Origin of the sequence: Candidatus Desulfosporosinus nitrosoreducens, from assembly GCF_030954495.1 — a bacterium.
Lineage (GTDB): Bacteria > Bacillota > Desulfitobacteriia > Desulfitobacteriales > Desulfitobacteriaceae > Desulfosporosinus > Desulfosporosinus nitrosoreducens.
Genome location: NZ_JAVHUW010000065.1, coordinates 47,950 through 65,629 on the forward strand (window position 1 = coordinate 47,950; position 17,680 = coordinate 65,629).

The following is a 17,680-nucleotide window of genomic DNA, read 5'->3' on the forward strand; positions in this document are numbered from 1 at the left end:
AATAGACCGTGGCTAAGGCAATATTGAGGAGGAATACCTATGATTGATATTGGATCATTGAAAGTAAAGACAGGGCTTGCGGAAATGCTGAAAGGTGGTGTCATCATGGATGTGACGACCCCCGAACAAGCTATGATTGCAGAAGAGGCCGGAGCGTGTGCCGTCATGGCTCTGGAACGTGTTCCTTCGGATATTCGAGCTGAAGGTGGGGTTGCACGGATGGCTGATCCTGCAATTATTAAAAATATTATGGATGCAGTATCGATTCCTGTCATGGCTAAAGCGCGTATCGGTCATTTTGTAGAAGCCCAAATCTTAGAAGCTTTAGATATAGATTACATTGATGAGTCAGAAGTCCTGACACCTGCTGATGACTCGTATCATATAAATAAGCATAACTTTAAAGTACCTTTTGTTTGTGGTTGCCGTAATTTAGGGGAAGCTTTGCGCCGAATCGGTGAAGGGGCTGCCATGATACGTACTAAAGGAGAACCTGGAACCGGGAATGTTGTAGAGGCTGTTCGGCATATGCGTACTGTCATGAATGATATGCGGGCTTTAACATCAATGCCCAAAGAAGAGCTTATGTCAGCAGCCAAGAATATGGGCGCTCCCTATGAATTGGTTGTTTATGTTGCTGAGCATGGAAAGCTACCCGTCGTTAATTTCGCTGCTGGAGGTATAGCAACGCCTGCTGATGCGGCTTTGATGATGCAACTTGGAGTCGATGGTATTTTTGTAGGGTCTGGAATCTTCAAATCTGGTGATCCTAAGGCGCGTGCCAAAGCAATTGTTTTAGCAACAACCCACTATAAGGATGCAAAATTACTTGCCGAGGTTTCTGAGGATTTAGGACAACCTATGTCCGGAATTGAAATTTCAACCTTAGCTGAATCCCAGCGCATGCAAGAACGGGGTTGGTAAATTAGAGGGTCCGTCGTGGTTATAGATAGTGCTGAAAAATGGCATCGCAGAAATTTGATAATTTCTACGATGCCATTCTCAATTCTCTAGGAAAATATAAACTTGCTTCTTATGGGAATCAGGCGACTGAGGCTTACGACTCATACCTCGGACGCACGCCCGAGGTCCTATCATTAGATATATAAATAGACAATTTAAGCAATTTTAATCAGTCCGAAAAATGTCAGGAAATGAAGAATAATGTTGTTATTTGCAAAACTAATTAAAATATTCTCAATAATAGTCGATTAAAAATACTTGTATCTACTATAAGAATAACATATAATAAGCGCAAAGGGAATTGGTACCTACCAACTTAAAAATCAAATTCTAATTTTAAAAAAGAAACCTTCCAAGAGTAAGTTGAAATTACTTATATTATTATATCGCAAGATCATTGTTTGGGCAAGGAAGAATTAGAAAGAGATGTTTTAATGATAGTTGGTGGGTTGCTTTAACCCTGTAGTAGTCATGCCTTGATGCATGAAGGACATAAAGTTCTGGTTAAAACTGCTGGAGTGGACAGCGGCTTTAATGGCATACGCTGTTGTAAGAACTCCTCTTTAAGAAAAGACTAAATAGCAAGCCATAAAAACAGCATAAAGAGCCTATAAGTATGCAATATCTGACCTCATTAGTTTAGTTATGCTATTCTTGAAAAATTACTATTTGTCGGAATAGAGCATGTATCAATAATTTAATGAGTTGCTAATCGGCTTATGGGGTCTTTTTATACTCTTTTACAGCTTGTGGGTAAAAGAGGAGAGATAAAGTTGCTGGTACACATATTAATTACGTTGAAGGGTGGTGTTTTATGATAAAATAGGAGAATTTTAACCTTCTGCCCTATCTTTCTGATGCTAAAAAAATTTGTCCGAGGAGAAAATTATATCATAGGGCTAAGGTAAAAGCAAGTCAATTAACTATTAGGGTGGGATAAACATTGGTAAATGCATTAGAGAAAGCAAAGGAAACTAAAGTTTCTGTACAAGGGTTAACTAAAAGCTTTGATGATCTGCTGGTTTTAGACAACATTTCTTTTAATGTTAAAGAGGGAGAATTTCTTAGTATTGTTGGTCCTACAGGGTGCGGAAAGACAACGTTCTTAAATTTATTAACGAAACTACACCCGGCATGCAAAGGCGATATTCTTATTGACGGTGAGGAAGCTGATCCCAAGAAGCATAGTTTAGCCTTTGTTTTTCAAGAACCATCCAGTATGCCTTGGAGAACAGTAAGAGATAATGTCGCGTACGGGATGGAAATTAAGAAGGTGCCCAAAAAGGAACTTGAAGAACGGTTAGACAGGATACTTGAACTCGTTGGTTTAAAAGGGTGTCAGGATCTTTATCCTAACCAAATATCTGCCAGCATGGAACAGCGTGTCGCAGTCGCAAGGGCATTTGTGACAGAGCCAGATCTTTTATTAATGGATGAACCCTATGGTCAGTTAGATATTAAACTTCGTTATTATTTGGAGGATGAGCTGATAAAGCTTTGGAAGGAATTAAAAACTACCGTTGTTTTTGTAACTCATAATATTGAAGAGGCCGTATATCTTTCAGAACGTATTTTGATTCTTAGTCCAAAACCTACGACCGTAAAAACAGAGGTTAAGGTTGATTTACCCAGACCGCGAAATTTTCTTAATCCTGAGTTTATTAGAATAAGAGAAGAAGTGACCGAACTCATTAAATGGTGGTAAGTCAATTTCTCAAAATAAAAGGAGGATGAAAATATGAAGTCGCTAAAGTCGAAAATCACCAAAAGTGTAATTGGTGTACTATCCGCTAGTTTGGTTCTATCTATGACATTAGTAGGATGCGGTAGTTCTGGAGCCAGTAGTTCTTCTGGTTCTGTTCAAACTATTAGAGTAAGTCACCAACCAGAGTTCGAAACATTTATGACTTACGATGGAATGCAGAAAGGCCTCGACACAAAAGCAGGCATAAAAATCCAACTCGTCTATTTCGATTCCGGTATGCCTCAAGTTTCAGCCTTGCCGGGCAAAGCGTGGGATATCGGAGCAACCGGTTGTGTACCGATGTTAATGGCGGCTGTGCGTTATGATGCTTATATGATTGCTGTAGGCGATGACGAATCTTTATGCAATATGGTTATGACCAGAACCGATAGCCCCCTATTACAAACCCAAAATCCTAATGGGACTTATGGCACAGCGGATCAACTTAAAGGGAAAAACATTCTCGTAACAACAGTTTCTGGCGGTGAGTATACACTTGTTAAGTATTTAGAAAGTCTCGGACTTAAGGAAAGTGATGTTAAAATCTCTAACATGGAACAAGCTCAGGCAGTTTCCGCTTTTGACTCAAATGTGGGGGATGCAGTCACGTTATGGACTCCGTTTACCTATACGGGGAAAACACAACGCAAGAGCTTGGCAAACGGTGCACAAGTTGGCGCTCATACCCCGATTGCAGTATTAGTAGATAAAACTTATGCTGATCAACATCCGGACCAAGTGGTGAAATTTCTGGACGTATACTTCCAAGGAATAGATAGAATGAAGTCCCAAAATACGCAGTTAGCCGATGAATATCAAAAGTTCATGAAAGATTGGGGCGGCATAGATATCTCTAAAGATGACGCAACAAAAGATATTCAGAATCACACGATCTATAATCTCAAAGAACAACTTGCCTTATTCGACAATTCAAAAGGAACAAGTCAAGTTGCTACCTGGATGAATAATGTCGCTGATTTCTTTACCAAAAGCGGCAAGTTCACGGCTGACGAAAATCAAAAACTTCAAAAAGACAACTATATTACTGATAAATTCCTGAAAATGCTGGCAAAAGAAAAGGGTATTACTCAGTAACATTATAACGCAATCAAGCTGTCTAGCGCAACGGTAGTTTTACCAGCGCAATGACAGCTTGATGAGTACTAACGAAAAAAGAATATTAAAAATGTTTTTGTCATACAAGGAGTGAAAATATGAATGAGAATAGCAATCGGGGTCTAAAACTGATTTCAGTCATAAGTGTCATAGCCTTTATAGTGATCTGGCAACTCATTGTAAATTGGAATATCGTGCCAAATACCTTATTGGCTTCCCCGATCCAAATTTTTAAGTTATTTGTCTATAAACTAACCTCTGCTGATCCTGACGGAGCGGTTCTGTGGGTTCATGTACTTACAAGCCTCGAAGAAGCAGTCATTGGGTATGCATTAGCATTGGTCATAGGGATTCCCCTTGGGCTTTTAATGGGCTGGTTTGTTTTAGCAGAAGGGTTTATCAGACCGATATTTGAGATGATTCGTCCGATCCCGCCCGTTGCTTGGATTCCACTGACTATTTTTTGGTTTGGGATTGGTTTAACGGGTAAAGTGTATATCATTTTAATTTCTGGCATTGTTCCGGCAGTCATTAATTCCTTTGTGGGCGTACGCATGACAAATCCCACATTTATTCGGATGGCACGCACTTATGGAGCTTCAGACTGGCAAGTGTTTAAAAATATCTGTATACCTTCCGCTTTGCCCATGGTTTTCGGAGGTCTGCAACTCGCTTTAGCGGCATCCTGGACATCCTTAGTCGCTGCCGAAATGATTGCTTCTAATAAAGGTCTGGGTTTCTTAATTACAATGGGTCAACGCTTGGCTGATCCAAGCATGATTCTCCTGGGGATGGTTATGATTGGCCTAACAGGATATTTAATTGGGGTAGTAATTGACCTGGTTGAAAGAAAGCTTCAAGCAGGGTTGAGGAGGTAGTTATCTTGCAAGTTGGCACGGAAGATTCTGTCATGAAGAACGATATACTTTTAAACAAAGCCAAGAAGTGTATCACAATTAAAAAAATAATATCAAATAGGCCTGTCTTATATGTAGTTTCAGTTATCTTGTTTTTTCTGGTATGGGATTTAATCGCTGTAAAATCACAGGGGAATTTATTGCCGCGCCCCTATGATGTCATTGCTAGATTAGGAAGCTTATTATCGGTTCCGCTGGCCGGCAAAACTCTCCTAGAACATCTTTGGTTTAGTTTAAGACGTGTACTCATAGCTTTTGCTATTGCTGCGGTCATCGGTGTACCTATCGGGGTACTAATGGCTGTTAACAAATACATTCATGCTATCATTAAACCCTTATTTGATTTGTTTAAACCAATGCCGCCTATTGCCTGGATTTCACTCTCGATTTTATGGTTTGGTATTGGGGAAACATCAAAGATATTTATCATTATTATCGGCGCTTTTGTGCCACTTGTAATTAACTCATTTAATGGGATTCGCTTGATTGATCCTGAACTCTACGATGCTATACGTTCTTTAGGAGGAAGTCGCAAGGATGAGATCCTGCAAGTTACACTGCCAGCTTCTTTCCCCGCTATCTTCGCAGGATTGCAAATTTCGTTAAGTGTGGCTTGGTCCACAGTGGTTGCGGCGGAACTTGTGGGGGCTAGAGAAGGAATGGGCTTTATTATTATCAAGGGGATGAATTTATCCGATTCAGCGATGATCATTGGTGGGATGGCTATAATCGCTGTAACGTCTTTTCTGATTTCTAGCGTTATGAATTATCTGGAAAGGTGGGTCTGTCCTTGGAAAACCGCGCTGAAGTAAGTAAGGCAAAGATGCCAAAGTTACAATGTGTTGGTGTGAGCAAGATTTTCGGTGAAGGGGCAAGGAGAAATCACGTTCTTGATTCCGTCGATCTGGAAGTGAAAGAGGACGAGTTTTTAGTTGTTCTTGGCCCCGGACAATCTGGTAAATCAACACTTTTAAAAATCTTAGCCGGTTTGGAAAAACCGACTTCCGGAAAAGTTTATTTGGACGGCAAGGAGGTCACCGGGCCTGGGCCGGATCGGGGTCTGGTCTTCCAGAAATACACGTTGTTTCCCTGGAAGACGGTTTTGGGAAATGTAGCAATGGGACCTAAACTTTGTAGGCATTCTAAAAAAGAGGCAATTGAAATAGCAATGCATTACATTGACCTAGTGGGTTTAAAAGGATTTGAAAAATCTTATCCTCACCAATTAAGCGGTGGAATGAAGCAACGTGTTGGGATTGCGAGAGCATATGCTAATCGCCCCAAAATAATGCTGTTGGACGAACCTTTTGGCCAGCTCGATGCTCAAACACGCATTTTGATGGAACAAGAAACAGTACGTATTTGGGAAAAAGAAAAAAGAACGGTCATATTTGTAACCAACAATATTGAAGAGGCGATTTTTTTAGGCGATAGAATAATTTCATTAGAGGGAAAACTGCCTGGTCGTATGAAAACAATTTATGATGTCAATCTTCCAAGACCCAGGTTATACACGGAACTGGAATTTCTGAAGTTGCGAAATACGATCACCAATGAAACCGCTTTGCTGCTTTAAAACTCAATGACAGATGTAGGAAATGAGAAAAGCCTACATCTGTCTGTCGTAGACAGGCAGCTGACCAATAAGTTACATATTTGAATAGGACTAAAAGGGGTGTCACGGAAATTTAAATGAATTTCTGTGAGAGTCCTTTCTTTATGAAATTATAGACTTGCTTTTCAGGGCGGATAAGATTCTGGCGGAAGGCTTAAGTAACTCAATAGGCAACAACTCCACTGAGAAACAAGGATCAGAGGAAGGTGTATATTATGGGAAAAATAAGGATAAACGGTATTAACCAAAAAATTATAGTTGCAATCTCATCTATAGCAATTATTGTTTTTTTAATTGTAGGCTTTGTTTTTATGAATTATTCCCAAAGTATTATATTGGATGCGACGAACCAAAAACTTTCATTGGAGTCAAGGGCAACAGCTAATCAGCTTAATGAATTATTATCAGGATACTCCGTACTTGTCAAGCAGATGGCTACTAATCAGGAATTAAAGACTTACATGAGTGAAATACAGAGCAGGGAGGAAGTTAGGACAAACCCTTTATATAAGGAGGTTGTCAAGACTTTACAGGAGATTCAAAACACTGATGAAAATAAAAACATTGCTCTTACATGGGTTGCTTTAGATGAGGCCAGTTATCTGGTTACACAAGATAACTGGGATTGTCCTACTGATTGGGATATTAAGTCAAGGCCATGGTACAACGAGGTTTTCTCTCAAAAAGATGTTGTTTATACCGATCCTTATGTGGATAAGGTGACGGGAAAAATGGTTATCAGTGTTATGAAACCGATTTTTGACAACAGTGGGAATAGGTTGGGTGTGGTTGCCGTTGATGTAACAATAGACCAGATTGCCGTTATGATGAAAAAAGTCAAAGTCGGGAGTTCGGGATATGCTTTTTTGCTGAGTAAAAACGGGGATTTTATATATCATCCTGACCCTCAAAAAATATTAAAATTGAATATAAAGGATGTAGACAAGAGTCTCAGTCAAAGGATGATGGCAGGTGAAACTGGCCTAGGCGCCTATACTTTTGAAGGGATAAAATATCAAGCCGGATATGCTCCTCTTAGCGGTACGGGTTGGTCCATAGGAGTTGTTATCACAGATAAAGAGTACAGGCAGGATATCACACGCATTAATTTTATTATCTTTTTCGTTTGTGGTATCGGTTTAATGCTGATGATTTTTGCCACGTGGTTTATATCTTCTAATATTTCAAAGTCCTTAAAAGTTGCTGTTGAGCAATGCGATAGAATGGCCAATGGGAATTTTACCGCTACAATGGCTCGAAAGTACACAAACCGTAAAGATGAAATTGGCCACTTGGCCGAAGCTTTGAATAAAATGACTAATAATTTGAAAGCAGTGATTATAAAAGTTAAAGATGCTTCCGAGCAATTAGCATCTGCAAGCCAAGAATTCTCTGCTAACGTTGACCACTGGTCCATGGCAGCTAATCAGGTAGCGGCATCTATCACCGACGTAGCGAAAGGTGCGAAGGAACAATTAGTTGCCACCAACGATACCACCGCTGTTATGGAACAAATGACTGTAAGAATCCAGCAGGTTGCCGCTAATGCTAACCAGGTAGCAAGACAATCGGTCCAGGTCGACGAAAAAGCCAAAGATAGTAGTAAGTCGGTGGACAAAGCTGTTGTGCAGATGGCCAATATTGAAAAGGTTTCTCAGACGGCTGCAGCAGCAATTACAAAAGTAGGAGAGCAGTCGAAAAGAATAGGACAGATTGTGGATACTATTTCGGATATCGCTGGTCAGACTAATCTTCTGGCGTTGAATGCTGCTATTGAAGCTGCTCGTGCAGGAGAGCAGGGCAAGGGATTTGCTGTTGTTGCGGAAGAGGTTCGCAAGCTGGCGGAAGGGTCACAAAATGCCGCCAAGCAGATTGCGGAATTAATTGAAGAAACTCAGAAAGATACCGATCAAGCTGTTACAGAGATGGAAGTTAGTGCCCGGGAAGTGAAACTTGGTACGGAAGTTGTAGCTGGTGTAGGGGGAGCATTTCAGGAAATCGAAGAACTAGTAACCAAAGTATCTACTCAGGTTGGTGAAATTTCGGAAGCTATCTATCTGATAGTCAACGGTAGCCAGCAAATCGTGGGGTCGGTGGAGCATATTGACGAGCTGAGTAAGAAAGCTGCCAAGGAAACACAGACGGTATCGGCCGTAACTGAGGAACAATCGGCGTCCATGGAAGAGATCGCTGCCGCCAGCCATGCCCTTGCCGAGCTTGCCCAAGACCTTCAGGTAGCAGTTAGTACGTTTCAATTATAAGTTAGCAACGAATCAGGTTAAATAGTATAAAGAAAACTTAAAGTATTAAAAGGGGCAATGAAAGGAGATTAAGTCTTATGCCAATAGACCGTGTTCTGAAGGAAGCGAATCACTGGTCTATACTTATAGTCGATGATAATCCTGATATATGCCAACTATTACATGAGACGCTGTCTTATGAAGGCTATACCGTTGCAACAACGGCATCCGGTCAAGATTCTCTTAGAGAATTTCAGCAAAAGCTACCGGATTTGGTTCTTTTGGACTTAAAGATGCCTAAGATTAATGGTTTTGAAATAGGACAAAAATTTAAGGAGATCAATAAAAATATTAACATAGTCGTTATGTCCGGATATATAAGTCAACAGAATGTTGAAAAAGTAATAGCGAAGGGATTCGTAAACGATATTCTGACTAAGCCTTTCGATTTGGAAGAGCTTAAAAAGATAGTCCGCAATTTACTAACTTCAACTCCATAGAGGTATCTTTTTCAATTTAATGATTAATTCAAGGCTTTTGACTTCTTTTACAGACCACTGACTGCGGTTGATTTAAAGTCTACTCGCGGATGCTCGTTGCCAACATCGCCATGTTTCTTAGGTACCACACTTGCCGTTTGATTAATTGGCAAAAGTAAAATCAAAAATGACTTGCTTAATTTTCGAGAAATACATGTTTAAATTACAGTAAAAGTGAAGAACTAAAATTAAAATGTACTTAAGCTTGATGGGGAGGATTTGTATATGAGTGAAATCGAAAAACTATTAAAGCAAGTCGAAGAATTGCACCTAAGCATGGTCGAAATTAAAAAAGGAAAATCGATAAAAGATATAGGGGTCATAACTGAGAGTCAAATATTGGATATTGTTTTGAATAACTACCAGGAAGAATTAATGAAAATTAAAAAACTAGAGGAGCTCGATTTTTAACTTTTTGCAAGATAAGAGTTTTAGATGATTTTGTAAGGCGGCATACCTTGGGTATACTAACGGCCGGACTGTGAAGAAGTTCACTTAAAGTAAAATCCGGGCGGCTGTTTGCTATTGCCGGTTATACAGGTGTAGGTAAATCAGCATTAATAAACCTGTTAGAATAGTTTTATGAGATTAATGAAACTGTTAAATAAGTTACATTCAGATATTTTTTAGTTGAAAAGTAGAAAGAGAGTGGCCGTCTTTTAAAGATCTTGTAAGTAGTTGTTTTATTCGTATTTGCTAGAGTGCAAGCGAGAGAAACTCTACGAATATTAGACTGAGGATGGAGATAGCAAAACAGTTGAATAGATTTAGAAGATGTGATATTATTTTACTTATTTTGGGGATTTAGATAATCTGATATTTGTCCTTAACTTAACGAACTCTAAGATTGAAAGGAGGTATACATTCTTATGGCCCTGGACGCTGAAAGTTCAATACCGTTACATATACAACTTTCGGAATTGCTAAAAGGGGAAATTCTGCAAGGAACAATTAAAGAGAAAATACCCCCGGAGAGAGTACTCATGGAACTATATTCCGTCAGCAGATCTACAGTAAGAAGAGCAATTGCGGCGTTGATTAGTGAAGGTATCCTGGAGAGTAGACGTGGCAGTGGAACGTATATATATAACCGTCCTCTTGAAGAGTGGCTTGGAAATCTAGTTACATATAATAAGACGATTGATGATTTAGGGATGAAACCGGGTGCTAAATTATTGTCTCAAGGCGTTGTGGCTTCGACTCAAGAATTAAAGGATATAACTCAGATGGACGAGTTGTATCTTATTAACAGATTGCGTTTGGCGGATAATATACCGATAGCTATTGAAACACAATATTATCCAGTGAATATAGGTAAGCAACTATCAAAGTTTAATTTAGACGAAATCGTTCTTTATGAAGTATTAGAGTCTTCACTGGGGATAAAGCTCTGGGAAGCAGATCAGGTTATCTCGAGTACTATGCCTACGAAAGAAGAAGCCCAGCTTTTGGATATTCTGGAATGCGAGAGTGTATTGGTCATTGAACGTTCGACATGTGATTATGATGGTAATTTAGTGGAGTACTTGAGAGGCATTTTTCGCTCAGATATGTATGCATTTCGTATTAAGCTAGGGCGAAACAAATTATAAGTGTCTTAACAAAGCAATCCGTAAAGGGACGACGATTCACCTGCTCCGGATCTCTTTTCGCGAGGGTATAGTTTTAGGGGGGCTGCTCACCGGCAGCCCCCCTAATTTTCGCGCCCTATACAATTTCTGCAGAGTCATTATTTTTCAGATAGGCAGCGTTCGCTTCATCAGTATCGATATGCATCTCAAGTTTGTAGTTATCGCTGACGCGGACGAGCATTTCGTTATAGACTAAGCCCCGAGCTCCGGGTACTTTGACGCTAATCCGGTCTTTATCCTTGACGCCGAATCGAGCTGCATCGCTAGGATGCATGTGAATGTGACGCGCTGCAATAATCGCACCTTCCGGCAGGGTGGTTGATCCATATGGACCCATCAAAGTAAGACTCGCTGATTGGTCTAAATCGCCTGAATCCCGGATTGGAGCTTTGACCCCCAGTTTTATCCCATCTGAAACGGAGATCTCCACTTGGGTTTTCGGACGAGCCGGACCAAGGATGCGAACATTCTCAAAGATACCTTTTGGCCCCACGAGCGTTAACTTTTCTTCATAGGCAAACTGCCCCGGCTGCGACAGGTTTTTAAAGATCTTAAACGAATGATTGGCACCGAACAGCCTGTTCATATCCTCTTGCGAAAGGTGAACATGGCGATTCGATATAGCCACCGGAATTTTGTTTGTTCCGGAGTTAGCGCACAATTGTTTTATAACCATTTCTGTGATCAGGGCAACGAGCTGATTTTTATCCAAGTTTATTCCCACCTTTAAACGCGGCAAAGATTAAGCGAGCTGGAGCTGCTTGAGGACTTGCTTGACAACGTCGGCAATGTCATCGGATTTTAGATCACAGGAACTTGCATTATTCTTAGAAGCAAAACCTACTTTTTTAATACCATAGGTTAATCTTTTAACATTGATCAAGTGCTGAGGTCCTAAGTTTTCAGAAATGCTGCTTCCGCCCCATGTTCCGCAGCCTAGAGTTAAAGAAGGCAACAGCCCTGTGGAATATCCGATACCGCCGAGGGCGGAGGGAGTATTAACCAGAATGCGGTTTACCGGCTTCCTAAGGAACTCCCGAATGATTTGATCATTCTGAGAATGGATCGAGAAGGAGTGTCCGATGCCACCCAGTTTTAAAAGCTCGATACTGAGAAGACAGGCGTCATGCCAATCATTGACCGTATAGAAGCCTAAAACGGTGGTTAGTTTCTCATAAGACAGAGGATAACCTGGTCCGTATCCATCGAGCGGTGCGATCAGAATTTTAATGTCTGCTGGGACGCTGAATCCGGCTTTCTTGGCGATCGTTTGTGGAGTTTGGCCGACTAAAGCAGGATACATTCCTCCTTTGGGATTTATCACGACGCTGCCAACTTGTTTAACCTCTTCCGGAGAAAGGAAATAGGCCCCTTGACTCTTTAACTCTGCGATAATCTCGTCTTTCACGGGCATATCTGCGATGATCGCTTGCTCTGAAGCGCAGATCATTCCGTTGTCAAAGGATTTGCTGGTGATAATGTCAGAAACGGCTTGTTGGATATCTGCACTTCGTTCAATAAAGGCGGGGACATTGCCCGGTCCTACTCCGAAGGCTGGTTTACCCGCACTATAGGCAGCTTTCACCATCGCTGAACCCCCGGTGGCGATAATGACGGAAACGTCGTCATGATGCATAAGTTCCTCGGTTGCCTTTATAGAGGATTTAGAGATACAACCTACGACTCCGTCAGGAGCTCCGGCTTTTACCGCCGCCTCATTAACAAGTTGGGCAGCGGCGAGACTACATTTCCCAGCGGTGGGATGGGGAGAAAAAATGATCGTATTGCGTCCCTTAATTGCACAGAGTGCATTGTGAATGACGGTCGAAGTTGGGTTTGTGGTTGGAGTAATACCTGCGATGACGCCAACAGGAACGGCGGCTTTGATGACTTTTAATTTAGGGTCTTCACTGATGATTCCTACCGTTTTGATATCTTTAGTTGCTTCATAGACTTCCCTTGAGGCAAATAGATTTTTGATTTTTTTGTGCTCAACGATTCCGTAATTGGTTTCTTCAACAGCCATCTGAGCAAGGGACTCTGCGTTTTCTTCAACGGCTTCCACGATAGCTACTAAGATATTGTCAATTTCTTTTTCGTTAAAATTGCCTAAAACCTGTTGGGCTGCCTTCGCCTTTTTAATTAAATCTCGAACATCTTGAATAGAAGCTAAATCATAATCTAAAGACACTTAGAATCATTCCTTTCGAGTAATTCGAAAATGGTGGACGGTTTTTCTGGTTAGGTGTTTTTCTTTGTAGTTTTCTTCTTGGCACGCAAACCTTTGCTTACTTTTTTCCCGATTGCTCGCCATCATTAGGAAGAATCATTTCAACATCGGTATGCGGTCTGGGGATAACATGAACAGATTTCAATTCGCCAACACGCTCAGCGGCAGCGCCTCCGGCATCTGTAGCCGCTTTAACAGCTCCTACATCCCCACGAACCATGACGGTAACTAAACCGCCGCCGACAAGTACTTTACCAATCAGATGGACATTAGCCGCCTTGACCATTGCATCGGCCGCCTCGATCGAGCCGATCAGACCTTTAGTTTCAACCATGCCTAATGCGTCTTGTTGCATAATCTAACTCTCCTTACTATTTATTAATGAAATATTACTTATTCAGAAAGAATCGTTTCAACTTCAGTATGAGGTCTTGGAATAACATGGATGGAAATCAATTCGCCAACTCGGTCAGCAGCAGCGGCGCCAGCATCTGTAGCCGCTTTAACGGCTCCGACATCTCCACGAACCATGACGGTGACTAAACCACCACCGACGAGAGTTTTACCGATTAAGCGAACATTGGCCGCCTTAACCATGGCATCAGCCGCTTCTATGGAGCCAATCAGACCTTTAGTTTCAACCATACCTAATGCATCTTGTTGCATTTTAAAAATCCCCCTTATTTCTTGCTGTCATTGGGAAGAATCATTTCGACCTCACTATGAGGCCTCGGAATAACGTGGACGGAAATTAATTCGCCCACTCGTTGGGCAGCGGCGGCACCAGCATCAGTGGCTGCTTTAACGGCTCCAACATCTCCGCGAACCATGACGGTGACTAAGCCTCCACCGACGAGGACTTTGCCAATTAAAGTCACGTTAGCAGCTTTAACCATAGCGTCAGACGCTTCGATCGAGCCAATCAGCCCTTTGGTTTCTATCATGCCTAAGGCATTATTCATGACTAGTTCCTCCCTGAAATAGAATTAAGCTTTTACTTACCCAAAGATGACACATAGAGCAATTTGACATTGCTTGACGTTGAGAAGGTGGGGTTGGTGCCTGCAGGAAGGAAAAGCGTATCCCCTGGCTCACCGAGATACGTCTTGCCGTTCACCTTGCATGCCAAGGTACCCTCGATAATATAATTGAACTCATCGTGTTTAATGAGAGTGGAGTAGCTCGACGCTGCAAACGTCATAAAGCCTGCTGAGATAGTTGAACTTTCCCTGGAATTAAACAGCTCTTTTATTTTTACATTGCCTGAGGAATCACCGGTGTCATAGTTTTCCAAGACAACGCTGTTTCCTTTGACGAGCCTTAAGCCACAGGAATCGACTTCTTTAACGAGTTGAGAGGACAGCTTCCAGGGGTTAAGTCTGAACATCACTTCTCCGACAATTTTGGCGATTGTTGCTGGATCAAGGGGAGAAGAGGGTATCTCAACTGGATCAACTGGATTACAAGGGCTATTTAGTTCGTTTTGAACAAGCGAAGGCGCTGAGTCCACGATAAACTGGATTCCTTGGTCCCTGGCTGTATCTTTGGCTAACGGGGTGATAATACTGTCCGTTTGAACCAAGAATGTGGTTTCATGCTTTTCAGTCATCTTTTTCACGTCTGCTGCCGTAATTAAAGTCTTCAATGGGTATGTCACCTCCTTACCCTTGAACAAATAAGTATCTCAACTAACAAATACGCTGCTTTAAAAGATAGTGGGGGGAAGGAATCACGACTTTCTCGATGAGCATTCCACGTTCTGAAGCCAAGACGACTCCGGCTTCAACCGATGAGGTTACGGAGGAGACGTCCCCTGTCATGGTAACAAAGGATTTCCCTCCAATCCCCATACCAATGCGAATCTCGATCAAATCTACTTGACCTGCTTTAGCCGCCGTGTCGGCAGCGACGATTAGCGAAGCGATGGAGAACGTTTCAATAATCCCTAAAGCTTTGAGCTCAGAAACTTCGGTGGAGGAGGAAATTGCTTTGATGACATGTGGGTGTACATTGGGAAGGATAAAATCATCAATTGCCGCAACAGATCCGATATTCTTCCCCGCATCCACAGCACTTTGGACGGCGGCAACATCGCCGCAGATCATGACAATATATTTTCCGGGACAAACGGGCTTGGCCTCAAGAAGATCGACTTGAGCAGCTTTGAGCATAGCGTCGGCGGCTTCTATTCCTCTGGCTATGCTGTTAAGTTCTAATAATCCAATGGACTCCATCTCTATTTGTCACTCCCTTCCATTAAGGAGATTACTATGCTGTCGGATATCTCCTTGACAACTCCACTGATACTGGCATGAATATTGGCGCCTAAAGCCTTCTCAGGGATGACCGCAATCAAATCACCTTTTTGAACCTGCTGTCCAACCTTGACAATGGGTTGACTCGGAGCTCCAACGTGTTGACGCAATTTGATCTCGACTTGATTAATCAAGTGTTCTTCTTCGCTTAAAGGAGCGCTTACGTCATAGTTTTTTAACCCCAGTCTTGAAATCAGGCGTTTAATGGGAACCTTTCTGTGCGCTTGTATGGTGTCCGCGGTTTGATGTGCAGGAGGCTCAGCAGGTTTGATTCCCAGTTTAGACAATTCTTTTTTGAGCATGGAGTTTACCGCTCGGGGCGAGAGGCCCATAATGCAGGCGTATTGCTCACAGACTCCGCATTCGGAACAGGCAAAAGCCATTTTCATCGTTTCTTCCTGTCCTTGAAGGTGTTTGATCGTCCGCATGATTTTGTGGGGCTCAAGATGATGTCCTAGCAAATAACGTGGACATAGATCGGTACAAAACCGGCATTGGATGCAGCTAATCCGAGCTTGTTTGGCAATCCTTTCTAGGGGCAACATTCTTTTTTGAATTAGTGGGTGTTCCAGGAAGAGGACAATTAAGCCTTTGGTCGTTTTCGTGATGGGCTGATTTAAATTTTCAATAATTTTTCCCATCATTGGGCCGCCTTCGATAACTTTCATGCCGTCTAAGGATGTCTGTCCGGCGATCTTTAAGGCCTCTTGGACAGAAGTACCAACTGGCAGCTTCAGAGTTAGAGGGTGAGGAACTTCCCCTGTAATGGTGAGATAGGTATCTGTGACAGGCTTTCCTTCTATGGCGGCAGCTATATTGATAAGAGTCTCAACGTTGTCTACGATACAATCGACTTTAAGCGGGATTCCGCCTTGAGGAACGAGGCGACCGGTCGCTTCATAGACCGTGAGGTGTTCATCTCCTGCCGGATAGAAGTCCCCCAAGATGTTAATGCGGATGGGTTTTCCGGCAATCTCCTTTTCTAACGAAGCGATGGCATGTTTATACTTGCTTTTCAGAGCTATGATTCCTTCACTAGCTCCCGTGGCTTTCATGACGGTCTCTAATCCTCGGACCATTTTAGCGGCCTTAATATCCATAAGTTGTTGGTCCACTCGGAGAAGGGGCTCACACTCAGCTCCATTGACAATCACGGAACGGGCATTAGAGGAAATTTTGACATGAGTTGGAAATCCTGCGCCCCCGGCACCGACGACACCAGCGTCTTTAACTTTTTGAATTAATTGTTCACGCATGATCAGGCACCCCATTAGATTTATCGTTCTTCTCGTCGATGATTCCGATGATGATGGAATCAATAGGCGAATCATTCAAGTGATCCATGTTCCTGGCCGAGCTGCCTTCGGTAATTAATACTTTTTCTCCAATGCCTGCGCCGATGATATCCGCGGCAACTATTATTTTCCCTTTTTCAGCATTAGGCCGGTCTAAGAGCTGCACAATCATTAATTTTACCCCGACCAGGGATTCGGCCTTTCTTGTCGCCCAAATACTGTCGATGACTTGTCCAATTCTCATTCCTTCACCTTCTTCACGCCGAGCGCTATACCTAAAGGAGTTACTAATAAGGGATTTTCAGGCTTTATGGTAGGCAGGCCCAGTTCGGTTTCGATAATTTTATCAATGTTCGTAAAACAGCTTGTCCCACCCACCAAATAGACCGTTTCGACCTTACGACCTTGAATATGGCATTTGACAATACTTGCTACTTTTTGAATCACAGGCTTGATGGCTGGCAAGAGTTCCGGATGTTTGGTTATGTCTAGCTTAAGCTTTTCCGCTTCTTCAAAAGGAATCTTATAAGCCCCGGATATCACTAAGCTGAAGTGCGTCCCGCCGGTTGGTTCGTCTGCAACATAGGTCACTTTTCCACCCTCCAGAATGGCAGTACCTGTCGTGCCCCCTCCGATATCTACGACTGCGCCATTGGTCACTTTTAGGACGTTATTCGCAGCGGTGGGTTCATCCAGAGTTGTGACTACTTCAAATCCGACAGCTTCAGCAACATGGCAGATTGATTTTCGATCCCCTTTTGAGGTTCCCGGGGGATAGGCTATCCCAGCAGTCAAAAGCTCTACTCCGAGGTCGTTTTCGATTTTTTCTTTAAGCTCTCTTACGATGTTCACTGCTCCGATGTAATCGACTACGAGACCATCTTTTACAACTTGTGCGAAGCGCATAGCTCCAGCTACAGGATTACCGTCCTCATCAACAACCGCCAGAACAATATAAGCCGTACCAAGGTCTACGCCTGTAAAAAGCTTCTTTTTCTTCTCATAAGGTTGGGGATGATCGATTTTCTCTTTAAATTCTCGAATGATTTGATCGGCTGATTCTAAATTAATCATT

General features: G+C 42.3%; 20 protein-coding genes. 10 read left to right on the forward strand and 10 right to left on the reverse strand.

What is annotated here, in order from left to right:
• The first annotated feature begins 39 nt into the window (after nucleotides 1–39).
• The 10 genes from pdxS (at nucleotide 40) to REC12_RS16645 (ending at nucleotide 10,726) form a co-directional block, all read left to right on the forward strand.
• Nucleotides 40–924, forward strand: coding sequence for a pyridoxal 5'-phosphate synthase lyase subunit PdxS (gene pdxS / locus REC12_RS16600; protein WP_308896394.1), 885 nt, complete (start codon nucleotides 40–42; stop codon nucleotides 922–924).
• Nucleotides 925–1,906: 982 nt separating this feature from the next.
• Nucleotides 1,907–2,668: an ABC transporter ATP-binding protein gene (locus REC12_RS16605; protein WP_308896396.1), complete on the forward strand. Its 762-nt coding sequence runs from the start codon at nucleotides 1,907–1,909 to the stop codon at nucleotides 2,666–2,668.
• 33 nt (nucleotides 2,669–2,701) lie between these two features.
• Nucleotides 2,702–3,802: an ABC transporter substrate-binding protein gene (locus REC12_RS16610; RefSeq protein WP_308896398.1), complete on the forward strand. Its 1,101-nt coding sequence runs from the start codon at nucleotides 2,702–2,704 to the stop codon at nucleotides 3,800–3,802.
• A 119-nt stretch (nucleotides 3,803–3,921) separates the two neighbouring features.
• The gene (locus REC12_RS16615) at nucleotides 3,922–4,701 is read left to right on the forward strand and encodes an ABC transporter permease (RefSeq protein WP_308896399.1); all 780 of its coding nucleotides are present in this window, start codon (nucleotides 3,922–3,924) and stop codon (nucleotides 4,699–4,701) included.
• Nucleotides 4,702–4,706: 5 nt separating this feature from the next.
• Complete coding sequence (locus REC12_RS16620) at nucleotides 4,707–5,552, forward strand: ABC transporter permease (protein ID WP_308896401.1); 846 nt, start codon at nucleotides 4,707–4,709, stop codon at nucleotides 5,550–5,552.
• Entirely contained in the window at nucleotides 5,531–6,316 is a 786-nt protein-coding gene (locus REC12_RS16625) for an ABC transporter ATP-binding protein (protein ID WP_374214220.1), read from the forward strand. The genes REC12_RS16620 and REC12_RS16625 overlap by 22 nt, the downstream gene beginning before the upstream one ends.
• Nucleotides 6,317–6,570: 254 nt before the next feature.
• Nucleotides 6,571–8,616 carry a methyl-accepting chemotaxis protein gene (locus REC12_RS16630; protein WP_308896403.1) on the forward strand — a complete coding sequence of 682 codons (2,046 nt, stop codon included), beginning with the start codon at nucleotides 6,571–6,573 and terminating at the stop codon, nucleotides 8,614–8,616.
• A 77-nt stretch (nucleotides 8,617–8,693) separates the two neighbouring features.
• On the forward strand, nucleotides 8,694–9,095 hold the full coding sequence (locus REC12_RS16635; RefSeq protein ID WP_308896405.1) for a response regulator: 402 nt from the start codon (nucleotides 8,694–8,696) through the stop codon (nucleotides 9,093–9,095).
• A gap of 264 nt (nucleotides 9,096–9,359) precedes the next feature.
• Nucleotides 9,360–9,545 (forward strand): Spo0E family sporulation regulatory protein-aspartic acid phosphatase, encoded by a 186-nt coding sequence (locus REC12_RS16640; protein ID WP_308896407.1) that lies wholly within the window; start codon nucleotides 9,360–9,362, stop codon nucleotides 9,543–9,545.
• 458 nt (nucleotides 9,546–10,003) lie between these two features.
• The gene (locus tag REC12_RS16645; RefSeq protein WP_308896409.1) at nucleotides 10,004–10,726 is read left to right on the forward strand and encodes a GntR family transcriptional regulator; all 723 of its coding nucleotides are present in this window, start codon (nucleotides 10,004–10,006) and stop codon (nucleotides 10,724–10,726) included.
• Between the two features lie 115 nt (nucleotides 10,727–10,841).
• On the opposite strand, the gene REC12_RS16650 is transcribed toward REC12_RS16645, so the two are convergent.
• The 10 genes from REC12_RS16650 to eutJ all read right to left on the reverse strand — a co-directional run bounded on the left by REC12_RS16650 (nucleotide 10,842) and on the right by eutJ (nucleotide 17,679).
• Entirely contained in the window at nucleotides 10,842–11,477 is a 636-nt protein-coding gene (locus tag REC12_RS16650) for a phosphate propanoyltransferase (RefSeq protein ID WP_308896410.1), read from the reverse strand.
• A gap of 30 nt (nucleotides 11,478–11,507) precedes the next feature.
• Nucleotides 11,508–12,956: an acetaldehyde dehydrogenase (acetylating) gene (locus tag REC12_RS16655; protein WP_308896412.1), complete on the reverse strand. Its 1,449-nt coding sequence runs from the start codon at nucleotides 12,954–12,956 to the stop codon at nucleotides 11,508–11,510.
• Between the two features lie 97 nt (nucleotides 12,957–13,053).
• The gene (locus REC12_RS16660; RefSeq protein ID WP_308896413.1) at nucleotides 13,054–13,350 is read right to left on the reverse strand and encodes a BMC domain-containing protein; all 297 of its coding nucleotides are present in this window, start codon (nucleotides 13,348–13,350) and stop codon (nucleotides 13,054–13,056) included.
• Between the two features lie 38 nt (nucleotides 13,351–13,388).
• Nucleotides 13,389–13,661, reverse strand: coding sequence for a BMC domain-containing protein (locus REC12_RS16665; protein WP_308896415.1), 273 nt, complete (start codon nucleotides 13,659–13,661; stop codon nucleotides 13,389–13,391).
• Between the two features lie 14 nt (nucleotides 13,662–13,675).
• Nucleotides 13,676–13,957 (reverse strand): ethanolamine utilization microcompartment protein EutM, encoded by a 282-nt coding sequence (gene eutM / locus REC12_RS16670; RefSeq protein WP_308896417.1) that lies wholly within the window; start codon nucleotides 13,955–13,957, stop codon nucleotides 13,676–13,678.
• A gap of 32 nt (nucleotides 13,958–13,989) precedes the next feature.
• Nucleotides 13,990–14,640, reverse strand: coding sequence for a EutQ-related cupin domain-containing protein (locus REC12_RS16675; RefSeq protein WP_308896419.1), 651 nt, complete (start codon nucleotides 14,638–14,640; stop codon nucleotides 13,990–13,992).
• A gap of 43 nt (nucleotides 14,641–14,683) precedes the next feature.
• A complete protein-coding gene (locus tag REC12_RS16680) occupies nucleotides 14,684–15,229 on the reverse strand; it encodes a BMC domain-containing protein (RefSeq protein WP_308896421.1) in 546 nt (181 codons plus the stop codon).
• 2 nt (nucleotides 15,230–15,231) lie between these two features.
• Complete coding sequence (locus REC12_RS16685) at nucleotides 15,232–16,566, reverse strand: 4Fe-4S dicluster domain-containing protein (RefSeq protein WP_308896424.1); 1,335 nt, start codon at nucleotides 16,564–16,566, stop codon at nucleotides 15,232–15,234.
• Nucleotides 16,559–16,849 (reverse strand): EutN/CcmL family microcompartment protein, encoded by a 291-nt coding sequence (locus tag REC12_RS16690; protein ID WP_308896426.1) that lies wholly within the window; start codon nucleotides 16,847–16,849, stop codon nucleotides 16,559–16,561. Before REC12_RS16690 ends, REC12_RS16685 begins: the two co-directional genes overlap by 8 nt.
• Nucleotides 16,846–17,679, reverse strand: a complete 834-nt coding sequence (eutJ, locus tag REC12_RS16695; protein ID WP_308896428.1) for an ethanolamine utilization protein EutJ — start codon at nucleotides 17,677–17,679, stop codon at nucleotides 16,846–16,848. Before eutJ ends, REC12_RS16690 begins: the two co-directional genes overlap by 4 nt.
• Nucleotide 17,680 lies beyond the last annotated feature (1 nt).

What these genes read in the sequence shown, in the direction of transcription:
- pdxS (WP_308896394.1), top strand. Translation starts at nt 40, where the DNA reads ATGATTGATATTGGATCATTGAAAGTAAAGACAGGGCTTGCGGAAATG.
- REC12_RS16610 (WP_308896398.1), top strand. Translation starts at nt 2,702, where the DNA reads ATGAAGTCGCTAAAGTCGAAAATCACCAAAAGTGTAATTGGTGTACTA.
- REC12_RS16615 (WP_308896399.1), top strand. Translation starts at nt 3,922, where the DNA reads ATGAATGAGAATAGCAATCGGGGTCTAAAACTGATTTCAGTCATAAGT.
- REC12_RS16630 (WP_308896403.1), top strand. Translation starts at nt 6,571, where the DNA reads ATGGGAAAAATAAGGATAAACGGTATTAACCAAAAAATTATAGTTGCA.
- REC12_RS16635 (WP_308896405.1), top strand. Translation starts at nt 8,694, where the DNA reads ATGCCAATAGACCGTGTTCTGAAGGAAGCGAATCACTGGTCTATACTT.
- REC12_RS16640 (WP_308896407.1), top strand. Translation starts at nt 9,360, where the DNA reads ATGAGTGAAATCGAAAAACTATTAAAGCAAGTCGAAGAATTGCACCTA.
- REC12_RS16645 (WP_308896409.1), top strand. Translation starts at nt 10,004, where the DNA reads ATGGCCCTGGACGCTGAAAGTTCAATACCGTTACATATACAACTTTCG.
- REC12_RS16660 (WP_308896413.1), bottom strand. Translation starts at nt 13,350, where the DNA reads ATGCAACAAGACGCATTAGGCATGGTTGAAACTAAAGGTCTGATCGGC.
- REC12_RS16665 (WP_308896415.1), bottom strand. Translation starts at nt 13,661, where the DNA reads ATGCAACAAGATGCATTAGGTATGGTTGAAACTAAAGGTCTGATTGGC.
- eutM (WP_308896417.1), bottom strand. Translation starts at nt 13,957, where the DNA reads ATGAATAATGCCTTAGGCATGATAGAAACCAAAGGGCTGATTGGCTCG.
- REC12_RS16680 (WP_308896421.1), bottom strand. Translation starts at nt 15,229, where the DNA reads ATGGAGTCCATTGGATTATTAGAACTTAACAGCATAGCCAGAGGAATA.
- REC12_RS16685 (WP_308896424.1), bottom strand. Translation starts at nt 16,566, where the DNA reads ATGCGTGAACAATTAATTCAAAAAGTTAAAGACGCTGGTGTCGTCGGT.
- REC12_RS16690 (WP_308896426.1), bottom strand. Translation starts at nt 16,849, where the DNA reads ATGAGAATTGGACAAGTCATCGACAGTATTTGGGCGACAAGAAAGGCC.
- eutJ (WP_308896428.1), bottom strand. Translation starts at nt 17,679, where the DNA reads ATGATTAATTTAGAATCAGCCGATCAAATCATTCGAGAATTTAAAGAG.